We start from the raw sequence: 14,323 nt of genomic DNA on the forward strand, positions 1-14,323 counted from the left end.
GGGTAATGTAGCCAATGAAGTATTGAAATGCTAATGGTTATCATTTATATTCTTGTTGTGGAAAGTTTCCGGGATGTTGATATGTATATTTGTCTGTGTAATGCCGTTAGTGATAAAACAATCCGTGAAGCGGTGCGCCGCTATCAGCCAAAGTCTATCCAGCATTTGCGTCAAATTATCCCCGTAGGCAAACAATGCGGCAAATGCATCCGCGCTACACGCGAGATTATGGACGAAGAGTTACAATGCCTACCGCAATATAAAGAAATAGCATGAAATTTCATGTAGTTAACTTGTATTGCAATACCCCTGAATCGTATGCAAATCGGGCTGAAAGGCTCGTTTGTGTCCCTGTGTTTCCAGTGATATCTCTGTTTATCGCGTTTTATTGACAGACCGGTTACCTGCGTCACGCGTTATTTAGAGCATATATCCCTTATTTTCGTCCTGTCTTTTGACTTCTTCCTCAGTGCATCTACGCTGTTATTAACTGGAAGCGGAGGAAACAAAATGAAGGGCGATAGTAAAATCATAAATCATCTCAACAAATTACTGGGGAATGAGCTGGTGGCGATTAACCAGTATTTCCTGCATGCGCGGATGTTCAAAAATTGGGGGCTGATGCGGCTAAACGACGTTGAGTATCATGAATCAATTGATGAAATGAAGCATGCAGATAGGTATATCGAACGCATCTTATTCCTTGAAGGCATTCCAAATCTGCAGGACTTGGGCCGGCTTCGTATTGGTGAGGATGTAGAGGAAATGCTAAAGTCTGACTTGGCGCTGGAGTTGGAGGGTGCAAAGGATCTCCGCGAAGCGATTGCCTGGGCAGATAAAGTTCACGATTATGTCAGCCGTGACATGATGATCGAAATCTTGGCCGATGAAGAGCATCATATCGATTTTCTTGAAACCGAGCTGGAGTTGATTCAGAAAATAGGCATTCAAAATTACCTGCAATCGCAAATCACATCAGAATAGTCAGCCAAAACACATCATAATGTTGTGCCGTGAAAACCAACCATCCCGCGACTGCCAGATAGGGGCCAAAAGGTTGCTGGATGGTTTTTTGCGTCTGCGCCCTTGCAGCCGAGTATAACCAGCCTGCGATGCCAAAGACGGCGGCCAGCGCCGCAATTAACGGCAGTGCTAATATGCCAGTCCATGCACCAAGCGCGGCAAAAAGCTTTGCATCACCCAAGCCCAGCCCCTGCTGCTTACGGCACAAAAAATAAATGAATGAAATCGATAAAAAACTGAGATAACCGGCTGCTGCTCCTGTTACCGACCCAGACCAGTTTGCCGGGGAGCGTTGAAGTTGGAAAAGCATCCCACTGATAAGTAAGGGGAGCGTTAACACGTCGGGTAAGAGAAGATGCCGACGATCAATTTCACTTAGCACTAGCAGCATTATACTGAGTAAAAGCAACCAGAAAAATAGGGAAGGGGAATCCGTTATTCCATCTGCTACGATAAAAACCAAGGCAGTGAACAGCTCGACCAAAAAGAGTGTCGCTGGAATACTGTGCCCACAATGACGACAGCAGCCACGCAGCTTTAACCAGCTATAGAGTGGGATCAGGTCTCTAGGGGATAATGTTGTTTTACAAAATGAGCAATGAGAGGCCGGCCAGCTTATCTGCGCAAACCAGTTACGTGCACTGCATCCGGGAATATAGCGTGTAATCACTAAGGCCAGGAAACTACCGGTGGTAGCACCCGCTATAAATTCAACGATAACTCTTATCCACTCATCCATAAGTTCCTCCTGACTCCCGTTAGCATAAAGCCGTCGTTCTCTCTTGGGCTACATAAAAATGAGTCGGAAGACGATATTGCGGAATGTTACGCAACTCAAATGTCAGATATGGTCATTACACGCAACCAACTCGGGGGAGGCCAAAAATCTGTGAAGTTATCGGATAAATAAGTGGTTTTTTTGGGACAAGAATCTTATTGGAGTGAGGCATTATTGAAATAACAATAGTGCTTCTATCGTTAGTATCAATAATCGCCATCAGGGATCATGCAGGATTACCATGGTATCGAAAGTGGCATAGAGAGTTATAACCGGGGAGAGCATTAACCCAGAGATCCATGCTCTCTGGATTAATGCAAATTAACAGGGCCGCTAAGATGTAAGTAAACGATGGTTTTACGGACTACCAGCAGTGGTTACTGCGTCTTTATATCAGGGCGCTGTAAAAACCTCTGATTGCATGGAGCTAATATTCTCTAACCAACTTAATGGCTTGCCCTTTTGGCTTTCTTCTATATCAAAATAGCGCGGTGTTCTCAGAGAGAACTCAAGATTCGCTCGCATCCAGTGCCCCATTCCCTGAACATAGTCTCTGATGCTGGTGCAGGTTTGTTCATCAAGTTTGAGAGTATGCAATAGCGATTCCAGGCGCGATTGGGTATCAATAAACAGCTGCTGACGATTAAGAACAAATCGATAAATAGTATCTGCAGCCTCCTGCAAATCGCTGTGGGTGCAATGCTGCCAGACTGTCACCAAATTGTTGGTATCACCACGAGCCTGCTCTTTTTCGAAGGAAAATAAATCATTGCTCATGCAGATAACGTCTATAGTGCAGTCCTTGAGTACCTGCATTTCGAGACTATTGGCGATTTCGTTAGGGATTGGGCTGCCCAAACAATACTCGATCAAATCGAGGACCATGCGCACTGCGCCGGTATCTCGCCGCAGTTCAATAAAATTTATAAAATGCGGCAGGGTCCCATCAGCTCGGGTAGAGACTTCCCAGCGCATAGATGCGAGATAATTACGTATATTTTGCATAAAAGACTGATGCTGTTGAACATTCAGTGTGCGAGTGTACTCCTGGCATAAATCAACAAAAGCCACTTCTATCGGACTGGACGGCTCAAGAGACTGGCAGGTGTCAATATGGGTAAATTGATACAGACGATCAATAATTACCGCTGCCTGTTGTTTATCATGCCCCAGATAACATTCGTCCAACTGATCATCGAACAGGAACAACCATATCAGCCAGTTAATAGCGATAGTTAATTGTTGCTGCGTTGCATTAGGATAAGCTTGTGCTGTTAATTGTGAAAACCCTGAGCGATCCAAACGTTCAGTCGCTTGCCTTCCCTTAATTAGTCCAGTCTGCTTCAGCCATTGGCGTGAGAGATCCCAGCTTTGATCGTGATGGGGATTCATCCAGGTCGTAAAAGGACAATAAAAATCCGGCTTAGAAAATGAACTCATGATTGTGCCTCTTTAAGACGTACCTGTTGCCACCACAATTCAGGTTGCAGAGGGGCAGGTTGCTGAAAAATACGCAGAAACCACTGGCTGAAAGAATTGGGGTTAGTGGCGATTTGTTGACGGATATCAGCCAAATCAAGCCATTTATATTGCGCGACTTCAGCCGGATTATGTTGCGGGGAACCATCGAAGACCCCTGCATAAAGATGGTCATATTCATACTCAACCATATTATCTGAGACCTGAGCGTGGTAGATGAAACTCCCAACGGGGATCAGAGAACAATCGAAGCCCATTTCTTCATGCAAGCGTCGGCGCGCTGCCGCTAGTTTGTCTTCTCCTGGACGGGGATGACCACAACAGGTATTCGCCCATAGACCAGCAGAGTGGTATTTTTCCACCGCTCTTTGCTGAAGGAGTAACTGTCCATTAGAATTAAAAATAAATACAGAAAAGGCTCGGTGCAAGCTTCCATCAAGGTGGACCTGCAACTTTTCGCCTTCGCCTACCTGGTTGTCGTGGCGGTCAACAAGTATCAGTTTTTCAATCAGCATAGTTATCATTTATTAGGTATTAAATATTAATTGCATGTGTCTGCATATTCGCGGATAGCGTAGTCACTCTTTTGACACAGGCTTAGCGGGAAATCCTGACACAGGAATTCGTCGGACAGTTATTGATCCTATATAGAACAGAATTTATTGATGTTTTTTTGAGTTATGCTCGCAGGCAGAACGGCAGGCCAGCACGATCAGGTTGACTCTCCCCCTTTTGGTAAAGCCCGGTGATAGCAATGATGAAAAGTAACAATAGAAACTGAATAACAGATAACGAGAGTAGAACGTTATGGAATGAATCTTTTAGTTTATTCATAATGGTTTTCTAATGAGTTACGATATAAATCATTAACGTATTGCCAGAGGTGTGTTGGCTGGCGGTAGTAAGTAATAACGCAGACGGTTTAGTTCCATTTATTCAGAAATTACTCTCTATGCGTATTTTGTGTACTTTGAGTTATATCGAATTTACAGGCTGGCAGTGGAATTGCCTATGATGCGAATTATCCCGCTTAATAAATGAGAGTGATTACGGAGGGTGTTCTTTGTCCGCAATTAAGATCATGTTTTGTTTCTTTATAAAGAAATTGCGGTTGCCAGTGCATGAATATTATCCTGTTAAAAATGAATACTTAGGCGTTTATCGCGATTCAATAAAAAGGTCATTTGCCATCAGGTCGCAGCCAGGAAACAGCATATTCCGTCTTTAGTATGCTGATTATTGCTTTCATTATTATGTTTTCCATGAGCGACACACCGAGTGACGCAATTGAGCTGCCCAATGATATCTGTGGAATATTGACGTAATGTTTCAGGAAAGGATTTAACATCTGAAAATAGTCATGGCCCCGGGAATGACTGACACAATAGAGTTTTCGCCCCCCGTCCGGCTTGGCCCGTAGAACGTAAAGCGTCGGAATAAAATAACGCGATCTATCAGGTCAGCGTCCCGGCCACTCAACGGGTGAAGAATGGTACAACGGCCTTTACTTCCTTGAAGGTAAAACCCACAAATTCAGGTTGCTTCCTGAGCGGGAATCCGTATAATGCGCGGGCCTGCCTTTATTGCCAGGCGCGATTCAATAAGAGTCGCAGGTCGAGGTTAAATCCACGACCAGACAATACTCCCGATATGGGGGTTATGTACTGAACGATTACACTCCTCCATCAATCGTAATGGATGTGGGTAGTAATTTTTTTCGTTTATAAATAATTGGAGCTCTGGTCTCATGCAGAACCAAAGAATCCGTATCCGTCTTAAAGCGTTTGATCATCGTCTGATCGATCAATCAACTGCGGAAATCGTTGAGACTGCCAAGCGCACTGGTGCGCAGGTTCGTGGTCCAATCCCGCTGCCGACCCGCAAAGAGCGTTTTACCGTTCTGATCTCCCCGCACGTCAATAAAGATGCGCGCGATCAGTACGAAATTCGTACTCACAAGCGTCTGGTTGACATCGTTGAGCCAACTGAAAAAACGGTTGATGCTCTGATGCGTCTGGATCTGGCTGCCGGTGTTGACGTGCAGATCAGCCTGGGTTAATCAGGTCATTGAGCGATTGAGAGGTTGAAACAATGATTGGTTTAGTCGGTAAAAAAGTGGGTATGACCCGCATCTTCACTGAAGATGGCGTTTCTATCCCAGTAACCGTAATCGAAATTGAAGCAAACCGCGTTACTCAGGTCAAAGGCCTGGAAAACGAAGGTTACACCGCTGTTCAGGTCACTACCGGTGCTAAAAAAGCAAACCGTGTAACTAAGCCTGAAGCAGGTCATTTTGCTAAAGCTGGCGTTGAAGCTGGCCGTGGTCTGTGGGAATTCCGCACTGCTGAAGGCGAGGAATTCACTGTAGGTCAGAGCATTAATGTCGATATTTTCGCTGACGTGAAAAAAGTTGACGTGACTGGTACATCTAAAGGTAAAGGTTTTGCCGGTACTGTTAAGCGCTGGAATTTCCGTACTCAGGATGCTACTCACGGTAACTCCTTGTCTCACCGCGTTCCGGGTTCTATCGGTCAGAACCAGACTCCGGGCAAAGTGTTCAAAGGCAAGAAAATGGCAGGCCAGCTGGGTAATGAGCGCGTAACCGTTCAAAGCCTGGACGTAGTACGTGTTGACGCTGAGCGCAACCTGCTGCTGGTTAAAGGTGCGGTTCCCGGTGCTACCGGTAGCGACCTGATCGTTAAACCAGCTGTGAAGGCGTAAGGGGATAGCAATGGAATTAGTATTGAAAGACGCGCAAAGCGCGCTGACTGTTTCCGAAACTACCTTCGGTCGTGATTTCAACGAAGCGCTGGTACATCAGGTTGTTGTTGCTTATGCAGCAGGCGCCCGTCAGGGTACCCGTGCTCAGAAGACCCGTGCTGAAGTTACTGGTTCCGGCAAAAAGCCGTGGCGCCAGAAAGGTACCGGCCGTGCGCGTTCAGGTTCTGTTAAGAGCCCGATCTGGCGTTCCGGTGGCGTAACCTTCGCTGCGAAGCCTCAGGATCACAGTCAAAAAGTAAACAAAAAGATGTACCGCGGCGCGCTGAAAAGCATCCTGTCCGAACTGGTACGTCAAGATCGTCTGATCGTTGTCGAGCAGTTCTCTCTGGAAGCACCTAAGACTAAGCTTCTGGTAGAAAAACTGAAAGACATGGCGCTGGAAGACGTGCTGATCATCACTGGCGAACTGGAAGAGAATCTGTTCCTGGCCGCTCGCAACCTGTACAAGGTTGACGTTCGTGATGCATCAGGTATCGACCCAGTTAGCCTGATCGCCTTCGACAAAGTCGTTATGACTGCTGACGCAGTTAAGCAAGTTGAGGAGATGCTGGCATGATCCGTGAAGAACGTCTGCTGAAAGTACTGCGCGCGCCGCACGTATCTGAAAAAGCGTCTGCTGCGATGGAAAAAACCAATACCATCGTTCTCAAAGTTGCTAAAGACGCGACCAAGGCAGAAATCAAAGCCGCTGTACAGAAACTTTTCGAAGTTGAAGTTAATGATGTAAACACCCTTGTTGTTAAAGGGAAAGTGAAACGTCAAGGACAGCGTATTGGTCGTCGTAACGACTGGAAAAAAGCTTACGTCACCCTGAAAGAAGGCCAGAATCTGGACTTCGTCGGCGGCGCTGAGTAAGTCGGAGGAGAAGAACAATGGCAGTTGTTAAATGTAAACCGACATCTCCGGGTCGTCGCCACGTTGTTAAAGTGGTGAACCCAGAGCTGCACAAGGGCAAACCTTTTGCTCCGCTGGTCGAAAAGAACAGCAAATCCGGTGGCCGTAACAACAATGGTCGCATCACTACCCGTCACATTGGTGGTGGTCACAAGCAGGCTTACCGTATTGTTGACTTCAAACGCAACAAAGACGGTATCCCGGCAGTTGTTGAACGTCTTGAGTACGATCCGAACCGCTCTGCGAACATCGCACTGGTTCTGTACAAAGATGGCGAACGCCGTTACATCCTGGCCGCTAAAGGCCTGAAAGCTGGCGACCAGATTCAGTCTGGCGTTGATGCTGCGATCAAAGCAGGTAACACTCTGCCGATGCGTAACATCCCAGTAGGTTCTACCGTACACAACGTAGAAATGAAACCAGGTAAAGGCGGTCAGATTGCTCGCTCTGCTGGTGCTTACGTGCAGATCGTTGCGCGTGAAGGTTCCTACGTTACCCTGCGTCTGCGTTCTGGTGAAATGCGTAAAGTCGAATCTGACTGCCGCGCGACCCTGGGCGAAGTCGGTAACGCTGAGCACATGCTGCGCGTTCTGGGTAAAGCCGGTGCAACCCGTTGGCGTGGTGTTCGTCCGACCGTTCGTGGTACCGCGATGAACCCAGTTGATCACCCGCACGGTGGTGGTGAAGGTCGTAACTTTGGTAAGCACCCGGTATCTCCGTGGGGCCTACAGACCAAAGGTAAGAAGACCCGTAGCAACAAGCGTACTGATAAATTTATCGTACGTCGCCGTAGCAAATAATTTTAGAGGATAAGCCATGCCACGTTCTCTCAAGAAAGGTCCTTTTATTGACCTGCACTTGCTGAAGAAGGTAGAGAAAGCGGTGGAAAGCGGAGACAAGAAGCCTTTGCGCACCTGGTCCCGTCGTTCAACGATCTTCCCTAACATGATCGGTTTGACCATCGCTGTCCATAATGGTCGTCAGCACGTTCCTGTCTTTGTTTCCGACGAAATGGTCGGTCACAAGTTGGGTGAATTTGCACCGACTCGTACTTATCGCGGCCACGCGGCTGATAAGAAAGCCAAGAAACGCTAAGGCAGGAGGAAGAGATGGAAACTTTAGCTCAACATCGCCACGCTCGTTCTTCTGCTCAGAAGGTTCGCCTGGTAGCGGATCTTGTACGCGGTAAGAAAGTGTCGCAGGCTCTGGACATTTTGACCTACACCAATAAGAAAGCGGCTGTACTGGTCAAGAAAGTCCTGGAATCTGCCATTGCTAACGCCGAACACAACGATGGCGCTGACATTGATGATCTGAAAGTGACGAAAATTTTCGTCGACGAAGGCCCAAGCATGAAGCGCATTATGCCGCGTGCGAAAGGTCGTGCAGATCGCATCCTGAAGCGCACCAGCCACATTACTGTGGTTGTGTCCGATCGCTGAGACTCTGGAGACTAGCAATGGGTCAGAAAGTACATCCTAATGGTATTCGACTGGGTATTGTTAAACCCTGGAACTCTACCTGGTTCGCCAATACCAAAGAATTCGCTGACAACCTGGACAGCGATTTTAAAGTTCGTCAGTTCCTGACTAAAGAACTGGCTAAAGCGTCCGTATCTCGTATCGTTATCGAGCGCCCGGCAAAAAGCATTCGTGTGACTATTCACACTGCTCGCCCAGGTATCGTTATCGGTAAGAAAGGCGAAGACGTAGAAAAACTGCGCAAGGTCGTAGCGGATATCGCTGGCGTTCCTGCACAGATCAATATCGCCGAAGTCCGTAAACCGGAACTGGACGCTAAATTGGTTGCTGACAGTATCACTTCACAGCTGGAGCGTCGTGTGATGTTCCGTCGTGCGATGAAGCGTGCTGTACAGAACGCAATGCGTCTGGGCGCTAAAGGTATCAAAGTTGAAGTTAGTGGCCGTCTGGGCGGTGCTGAAATCGCGCGTACCGAATGGTACCGTGAAGGCCGCGTGCCGTTGCACACCCTGCGTGCTGACATTGACTACAACACCTCTGAAGCGCACACCACTTATGGTGTAATCGGCGTTAAGGTATGGATCTTCAAAGGTGAGATCCTGGGTGGTATGGCTGCTGTTGAACAACCGGAACCGGCTGCTCAACCTAAAAAGCAGCAGCGTAAAGGCCGTAAGTAAGGAGAGTCGCTGATGTTACAACCAAAGCGTACAAAATTCCGTAAAGTGCACAAAGGCCGCAACCGTGGTCTGGCGCAGGGTACGGATGTTAGCTTCGGTACTTTCGGTCTGAAAGCTGTTGGCCGTGGTCGTCTGACTGCACGTCAGATCGAAGCAGCACGTCGTGCTATGACCCGTGCAGTTAAGCGTCAAGGTAAGATCTGGATCCGTGTATTCCCGGACAAACCGATCACCGAGAAGCCGCTGGAAGTGCGTATGGGTAAAGGTAAAGGTAACGTAGAGTATTGGGTTGCCTTGATCCAGCCTGGTAAAGTCCTGTATGAAATGGACGGTGTTCCGGAAGAGCTGGCCCGTGAAGCATTCAAGCTGGCAGCAGCAAAACTGCCTATCAAAACCACCTTTGTAACTAAGACGGTGATGTAATGAAAGCAACAGAGCTGCGTGAAAAGAGCATTGAAGAGCTTAACACTGAGCTGCTTAACCTGCTGCGTGAGCAGTTCAACCTGCGCATGCAGGCAGCATCCGGCCAACTGCAACAGACTCATCTGTTGAAAAATGTTCGCCGTGATGTTGCACGCGTTAAGACTTTACTGACTGAGAAGGCGGGTGCGTAATGACCGATAAAATCCGTACTCTGCAAGGTCGTGTCCTGAGTGACAAAATGGAGAAATCTATTGTTGTTGCGATTGAACGTTTCGTGAAACACCCAATCTACGGTAAGTTCATTAAGCGTACGACCAAACTGCACGTACATGACGAGAACAATGAATGTGGTATCGGCGACGTGGTAGAAATCCGCGAATGCCGCCCACTGTCTAAGACTAAGTCCTGGACGCTGGTTCGCGTTGTAGAGAAAGCGATTCTGTAATAGAATTCGCCCTCTTTACCCGAAAGACTTCTGGGTGTAGTCAAGGTGGCAAGTGCGAAAACCCCGGTAGCTTACTCCGGTAAGCTGCCTAATTAACAGCGCGATGCCGCCATGTTTGTACTGTGGAAGATTGCGGGTAATAAAAAATAAGATAAACGGCTCGAAAGAGCCGTTTATTTTTTCTACCCATATGCAGGAACCGGTGTTATAATGCCGCGCCCTCAATTATGGGGCTTTCTAACGACCTGTTTCAGGTCCCGAAGTAGTAGTTGACATTAGCGGAGCACTAAAATGATCCAAGAACAGACTATGCTGAACGTCGCCGACAACTCCGGTGCACGTCGCGTAATGTGTATCAAGGTTCTGGGTGGCTCGCACCGTCGCTACGCAGGCGTAGGCGACATCATCAAAATTACCATCAAGGAAGCAATTCCTCGCGGTAAGGTTAAGAAGGGTGATGTGCTGAAGGCGGTAGTGGTGCGCACCAGGAAGGGTGTTCGTCGCCCGGACGGTTCTGTCATTCGCTTCGATGGTAATGCATGCGTTATTTTAAATAATAACAGCGAGCAACCTATCGGTACGCGTATTTTTGGGCCGGTAACTCGTGAACTTCGTAATGAAAAGTTCATGAAAATTATCTCTCTGGCACCAGAAGTACTCTAAGGAGCGAGCAATGGCAGCTAAAATCCGTCGCGATGACGAAGTTATCGTGCTGACCGGTAAAGATAAAGGTAAGCGCGGTAAAGTTAAGAATGTCCTGTCTTCTGGTAAGGTCATTGTTGAAGGTATCAACCTGGTTAAGAAACATCAGAAGCCTGTCCCGGCCCTGAACCAACCAGGTGGCATCGTTGAAAAGGAAGCTGCTCTGCAGGTTTCTAACGTTGCACTTTACAACTCTGCAACCGGCAAGGCTGACCGTGTAGGCTTTAGATTCGAAGACGGCAAAAAAGTCCGTTTTTTCAAGTCTAATAGCGAAACTATCAAGTAATTTGGAGTAGTACGATGGCGAAACTGCATGATTACTACAAAGACGAGGTAGTCAAAAAACTCATGACTGAGTTTGGCTACAATTCTGTCATGCAAGTCCCTCGGGTCGAGAAGATCACCCTGAACATGGGTGTAGGTGAAGCGATCGCTGACAAGAAACTGCTGGATAATGCAGCAGCGGATCTGACAGCAATCTCCGGTCAAAAACCGTTGATCACCAAAGCACGCAAATCAGTTGCAGGCTTCAAAATCCGTCAGGGCTATCCGATCGGCTGTAAAGTGACTCTGCGTGGCGAGCGCATGTGGGAGTTCTTTGAGCGTCTGATCTCTATTGCTGTACCACGTATCCGTGACTTCCGTGGCTTGTCCGCTAAGTCATTTGATGGCCGTGGCAACTACAGCATGGGCGTTCGTGAGCAGATCATCTTCCCAGAAATCGACTATGACAAGGTCGATCGCGTTCGTGGTTTGGATATTACCATTACCACTACTGCGAAATCTGACGATGAAGGCCGTGCTCTGCTGGCTGCCTTTGACTTCCCGTTCCGCAAGTAAGGTAGGGTTACTTCATGGCTAAGCAATCGATGAAGGCACGCGAAGTTGTTCGCGTAAAACTGGCTGATAAATACCGCGCTAAACGCGAGGAATTAAAAGCTATCATCTCTAGTGTGAACGCATCCGACGAAGATCGTTGGAATGCTGTTCTGAAGCTGCAGACTCTGCCGCGTGATTCCAGCCCGTCTCGTCAGCGTAACCGCTGCCGCCAAACAGGCCGTCCACATGGTTATGTGGGTAAGTTCGGGCTGAGCCGTATTAAGCTGCGTGAAGCCGCCATGCGCGGTGAAGTACCTGGCTTGAAAAAGGCTAGCTGGTAATTGTCACCAATTGAATCACGGGAGTAAAGACAGATGAGCATGCAAGATCCGATCGCGGATATGCTGACCCGTATCCGTAACGGTCAGGCCGCGAACAAAGTTGCGGTCACCATGCCTTCCTCCAAGCTGAAAGTGGCAATTGCCAACGTGCTGAAGGAAGAAGGTTATATTGAAGAATTTAAAATCGAAGGCGACACCAAGCCAGAACTGGAACTGACTCTTAAGTATTTCCAGGGCAAGGCTGTGGTAGAGAGCATTCAACGTGTAAGCCGTCCAGGTCTGCGTATTTATAAGCGCAAAGACGAACTGCCAAAAGTTATGGCAGGACTGGGTATTGCCGTTGTTTCTACCTCTAAAGGTGTTATGACCGATCGTGCAGCGCGCCAGGCTGGTCTTGGCGGCGAAATTATCTGCTACGTAGCTTAATCGGAGGAAAGAATGTCTCGTGTTGCAAAAGCACCTGTCGTCATTCCTGCCGGCGTAGAGGTAAAACTCAACGGTCAGGTTATTTCGATTAAAGGTAAAAACGGCGAGCTGACTCGTACTATCAATGATGCTGTTGAACTTAAGCATGCTGACAACGCTCTGACTTTCGCTCCGCGCGAAGGTTTTGTTGATGGCTGGGCGCAGGCGGGTACTTCTCGCGCGCTGCTGAACGCAATGGTTATCGGTGTTACCGAAGGCTTCACTAAGAAGCTGCAGCTGGTTGGTGTAGGTTATCGTGCGGCCGTTAAAGGCAACGTGGTGAATTTAGCCTTGGGCTTTTCTCATCCTGTTGACCACGAGCTGCCAGCGGGGATCACTGCAGAGTGTCCGACTCAGACTGAGATCGTGCTGAAAGGCGCTGATAAACAGCTGATCGGCCAGGTTGCGGCTGACTTACGCGCCTACCGTCGTCCTGAGCCTTACAAAGGCAAGGGTGTTCGTTACGCCGACGAAGTCGTGCGTACCAAAGAGGCTAAGAAGAAGTAAGGTAACACTATGGATAAGAAATCTGCTCGTATCCGTCGTGCGACCCGCGCACGTCGCAAGCTCAAAGAGCTTGGTGCAACTCGCCTGGTAGTACATCGTACTCCGCGTCATATTTACGCACAGGTTATTGCCCCAAACGGTTCTGAGGTTTTGGTTGCTGCTTCTACTGTAGAAAAAGCTATCACTGAACAACTGAAGTATACCGGTAACAAAGACGCTGCAGCTGCTGTGGGTAAAGCACTCGCTGAACGCGCTCTCGAAAAAGGCATCAAAGATGTTTCTTTCGACCGTTCCGGTTTCCAATATCATGGTCGCGTCCAGGCACTGGCAGATGCTGCCCGTGAAGCTGGCCTTCAGTTCTAAGGTAGAGGTGTAAGATGGCACACATCGAGAAACAAGCTGGCGAACTGCAGGAAAAGCTGATCGCGGTAAATCGCGTATCTAAAACTGTTAAAGGCGGTCGTATTTTCTCCTTCACAGCATTGACTGTAGTGGGTGATGGTAACGGTCGTATCGGTTTTGGTTACGGTAAAGCGCGTGAAGTTCCAGCAGCGATCCAGAAAGCGATGGAAAAAGCCCGTCGCAATATGATTAACGTCGCGCTGACCAACGGTACCCTGCAGCACCCAGTTAAAGGTGTTCATACGGGTTCCCGCGTGTTCATGCAGCCGGCTTCTGAAGGTACCGGTATCATTGCCGGTGGTGCAATGCGCGCCGTTCTGGAAGTCGCTGGAGTTCATAACGTTCTGGCAAAAGCATACGGTTCCACTAACCCGATTAACGTGGTTCGTGCAACACTGGATGGCTTAGCTAATATGAATTCTCCAGAAATGGTCGCTGCCAAGCGTGGTAAATCCGTTGAAGAAATTCTGGGGTAATGACCATGGCAAAGACTATTAAAATTACACAAACCCGCAGTTCGATCGGACGTTTGCCGAAACACAAGGCAACGCTGCTTGGCCTGGGTCTGCGTCGTATTAACCACACCGTAGAGCGTGAAGATACGCCAGCTGTACGCGGTATGGTTAACGCGATTTCCTACATGGTTAAAGTGGAGGAGTAACAGATGCGTTTAAATACTCTGTCTCCGGCCGAAGGGTCTAAACACGCACCAAAGCGTCTGGGTCGTGGTATTGGTTCTGGTCTCGGTAAAACCGGTGGTCGTGGTCACAAAGGTCAGAACTCTCGTTCTGGTGGTGGCGTACGTCGCGGTTTTGAAGGTGGCCAGATGCCTCTGTACCGTCGTCTGCCGAAGTTCGGTTTCACCTCTCGTAAAGCAGCAGTAACGGCTGAAGTCCGTCTGTCTGATCTGGCGAAAGTTGAAGGCGGAATCGTCGACCTGAATACGCTGAAAGCAGCTAATATTATCGGTATTCAGATTGAATTCGCGAAAGTGATTCTCTCTGGCGAAGTTTCTGCACCGGTAACGGTTCGCGGTCTGCGTGTCACTAAAGGCGCTCGTGCTGCAATCGAAGCTGCTGGCGGTAAAATTGAGGAATAAGTAGCAG

The 14,323-nt window shown here is 48.3% G+C and carries 26 protein-coding genes; 23 read left to right on the forward strand and 3 right to left on the reverse strand.

Annotated elements, in window-relative coordinates:
• Positions 1-81 precede the first annotated feature (81 nt).
• Together bfd and bfr are read left to right on the forward strand one after the other, a co-directional pair.
• A complete protein-coding gene (gene bfd / locus J1C60_RS01765) occupies positions 82-276 on the forward strand; it encodes a bacterioferritin-associated ferredoxin (RefSeq protein ID WP_128178078.1) in 195 nt (64 codons plus the stop codon).
• A 234-nt stretch (positions 277-510) separates the two neighbouring features.
• Entirely contained in the window at positions 511-984 is a 474-nt protein-coding gene (gene bfr / locus J1C60_RS01770) for a bacterioferritin (RefSeq protein ID WP_128178023.1), read from the forward strand.
• Here the strand turns inward: bfr and J1C60_RS01775 are convergent.
• From J1C60_RS01775 to idi, 3 genes are all read right to left on the reverse strand, one after another.
• The gene (locus J1C60_RS01775) at positions 971-1,762 is read right to left on the reverse strand and encodes a prepilin peptidase (RefSeq protein WP_128178025.1); all 792 of its coding nucleotides are present in this window, start codon (positions 1,760-1,762) and stop codon (positions 971-973) included. The genes bfr and J1C60_RS01775 overlap by 14 nt on opposite strands.
• A gap of 432 nt (positions 1,763-2,194) precedes the next feature.
• A complete protein-coding gene (locus J1C60_RS01780) occupies positions 2,195-3,241 on the reverse strand; it encodes a terpene synthase family protein (protein ID WP_128178027.1) in 1,047 nt (348 codons plus the stop codon).
• Positions 3,238-3,792 (reverse strand): isopentenyl-diphosphate Delta-isomerase, encoded by a 555-nt coding sequence (idi, locus tag J1C60_RS01785; RefSeq protein ID WP_128178080.1) that lies wholly within the window; start codon positions 3,790-3,792, stop codon positions 3,238-3,240. The genes J1C60_RS01780 and idi overlap by 4 nt, the downstream gene beginning before the upstream one ends.
• A gap of 1,235 nt (positions 3,793-5,027) precedes the next feature.
• On the opposite strand from idi, the gene rpsJ reads away from it, so the two are divergent.
• The 21 genes from rpsJ to rplO all read left to right on the forward strand — a co-directional run bounded on the left by rpsJ (position 5,028) and on the right by rplO (position 14,316).
• Positions 5,028-5,339, forward strand: coding sequence for a 30S ribosomal protein S10 (gene rpsJ / locus J1C60_RS01790; RefSeq protein WP_001181005.1), 312 nt, complete (start codon positions 5,028-5,030; stop codon positions 5,337-5,339).
• Positions 5,340-5,371: 32 nt separating this feature from the next.
• The gene (rplC, locus tag J1C60_RS01795; protein WP_128178029.1) at positions 5,372-6,001 is read left to right on the forward strand and encodes a 50S ribosomal protein L3; all 630 of its coding nucleotides are present in this window, start codon (positions 5,372-5,374) and stop codon (positions 5,999-6,001) included.
• Positions 6,002-6,011: 10 nt separating this feature from the next.
• Positions 6,012-6,617, forward strand: a complete 606-nt coding sequence (gene rplD, locus J1C60_RS01800) for a 50S ribosomal protein L4 (RefSeq protein ID WP_128178031.1) — start codon at positions 6,012-6,014, stop codon at positions 6,615-6,617.
• A complete protein-coding gene (rplW, locus tag J1C60_RS01805; RefSeq protein ID WP_128178032.1) occupies positions 6,614-6,916 on the forward strand; it encodes a 50S ribosomal protein L23 in 303 nt (100 codons plus the stop codon). The genes rplD and rplW overlap by 4 nt, the downstream gene beginning before the upstream one ends.
• 17 nt (positions 6,917-6,933) lie before the next feature.
• On the forward strand, positions 6,934-7,755 hold the full coding sequence (rplB, locus tag J1C60_RS01810; RefSeq protein WP_128178034.1) for a 50S ribosomal protein L2: 822 nt from the start codon (positions 6,934-6,936) through the stop codon (positions 7,753-7,755).
• A gap of 16 nt (positions 7,756-7,771) precedes the next feature.
• Entirely contained in the window at positions 7,772-8,050 is a 279-nt protein-coding gene (rpsS, locus tag J1C60_RS01815; protein ID WP_004929772.1) for a 30S ribosomal protein S19, read from the forward strand.
• Positions 8,051-8,064: 14 nt separating this feature from the next.
• Entirely contained in the window at positions 8,065-8,397 is a 333-nt protein-coding gene (gene rplV / locus J1C60_RS01820; RefSeq protein ID WP_052902732.1) for a 50S ribosomal protein L22, read from the forward strand.
• Between the two features lie 17 nt (positions 8,398-8,414).
• The gene (gene rpsC / locus J1C60_RS01825; RefSeq protein WP_002919766.1) at positions 8,415-9,113 is read left to right on the forward strand and encodes a 30S ribosomal protein S3; all 699 of its coding nucleotides are present in this window, start codon (positions 8,415-8,417) and stop codon (positions 9,111-9,113) included.
• A 12-nt stretch (positions 9,114-9,125) separates the two neighbouring features.
• On the forward strand, positions 9,126-9,536 hold the full coding sequence (rplP, locus tag J1C60_RS01830; RefSeq protein WP_002438716.1) for a 50S ribosomal protein L16: 411 nt from the start codon (positions 9,126-9,128) through the stop codon (positions 9,534-9,536).
• Complete coding sequence (gene rpmC, locus J1C60_RS01835; protein WP_128178036.1) at positions 9,536-9,727, forward strand: 50S ribosomal protein L29; 192 nt, start codon at positions 9,536-9,538, stop codon at positions 9,725-9,727. Before rplP ends, rpmC begins: the two co-directional genes overlap by 1 nt.
• On the forward strand, positions 9,727-9,981 hold the full coding sequence (rpsQ, locus tag J1C60_RS01840) for a 30S ribosomal protein S17 (RefSeq protein ID WP_017799048.1): 255 nt from the start codon (positions 9,727-9,729) through the stop codon (positions 9,979-9,981). The genes rpmC and rpsQ overlap by 1 nt, the downstream gene beginning before the upstream one ends.
• A 291-nt stretch (positions 9,982-10,272) precedes the next feature.
• Positions 10,273-10,644 (forward strand): 50S ribosomal protein L14, encoded by a 372-nt coding sequence (rplN, locus tag J1C60_RS01845; protein WP_020322771.1) that lies wholly within the window; start codon positions 10,273-10,275, stop codon positions 10,642-10,644.
• Positions 10,645-10,654: 10 nt separating this feature from the next.
• Positions 10,655-10,969: a 50S ribosomal protein L24 gene (gene rplX, locus J1C60_RS01850; RefSeq protein WP_034899626.1), complete on the forward strand. Its 315-nt coding sequence runs from the start codon at positions 10,655-10,657 to the stop codon at positions 10,967-10,969.
• Between the two features lie 14 nt (positions 10,970-10,983).
• Positions 10,984-11,523: a 50S ribosomal protein L5 gene (gene rplE / locus J1C60_RS01855; protein WP_128178038.1), complete on the forward strand. Its 540-nt coding sequence runs from the start codon at positions 10,984-10,986 to the stop codon at positions 11,521-11,523.
• 14 nt (positions 11,524-11,537) lie between these two features.
• The gene (rpsN, locus tag J1C60_RS01860; RefSeq protein ID WP_128178040.1) at positions 11,538-11,843 is read left to right on the forward strand and encodes a 30S ribosomal protein S14; all 306 of its coding nucleotides are present in this window, start codon (positions 11,538-11,540) and stop codon (positions 11,841-11,843) included.
• Positions 11,844-11,876: 33 nt separating this feature from the next.
• Positions 11,877-12,269 (forward strand): 30S ribosomal protein S8, encoded by a 393-nt coding sequence (gene rpsH, locus J1C60_RS01865; RefSeq protein WP_052902739.1) that lies wholly within the window; start codon positions 11,877-11,879, stop codon positions 12,267-12,269.
• Positions 12,270-12,281: 12 nt separating this feature from the next.
• Positions 12,282-12,815 (forward strand): 50S ribosomal protein L6, encoded by a 534-nt coding sequence (gene rplF, locus J1C60_RS01870; RefSeq protein WP_128178042.1) that lies wholly within the window; start codon positions 12,282-12,284, stop codon positions 12,813-12,815.
• Positions 12,816-12,824: 9 nt separating this feature from the next.
• Entirely contained in the window at positions 12,825-13,178 is a 354-nt protein-coding gene (rplR, locus tag J1C60_RS01875) for a 50S ribosomal protein L18 (RefSeq protein ID WP_052902743.1), read from the forward strand.
• A 14-nt stretch (positions 13,179-13,192) separates the two neighbouring features.
• Positions 13,193-13,693, forward strand: a complete 501-nt coding sequence (gene rpsE, locus J1C60_RS01880) for a 30S ribosomal protein S5 (RefSeq protein WP_052902745.1) — start codon at positions 13,193-13,195, stop codon at positions 13,691-13,693.
• Positions 13,694-13,698: 5 nt separating this feature from the next.
• Positions 13,699-13,878, forward strand: a complete 180-nt coding sequence (gene rpmD / locus J1C60_RS01885) for a 50S ribosomal protein L30 (protein ID WP_004160569.1) — start codon at positions 13,699-13,701, stop codon at positions 13,876-13,878.
• Between the two features lie 3 nt (positions 13,879-13,881).
• Complete coding sequence (rplO, locus tag J1C60_RS01890; protein WP_128178044.1) at positions 13,882-14,316, forward strand: 50S ribosomal protein L15; 435 nt, start codon at positions 13,882-13,884, stop codon at positions 14,314-14,316.
• Positions 14,317-14,323: the final 7 nt, after the last annotated feature.

The sequence above is a fragment of the [Pantoea] beijingensis genome, from assembly GCF_022647505.1.
In the GTDB taxonomy this organism is placed as follows: domain Bacteria; phylum Pseudomonadota; class Gammaproteobacteria; order Enterobacterales; family Enterobacteriaceae; genus Erwinia; species Erwinia beijingensis.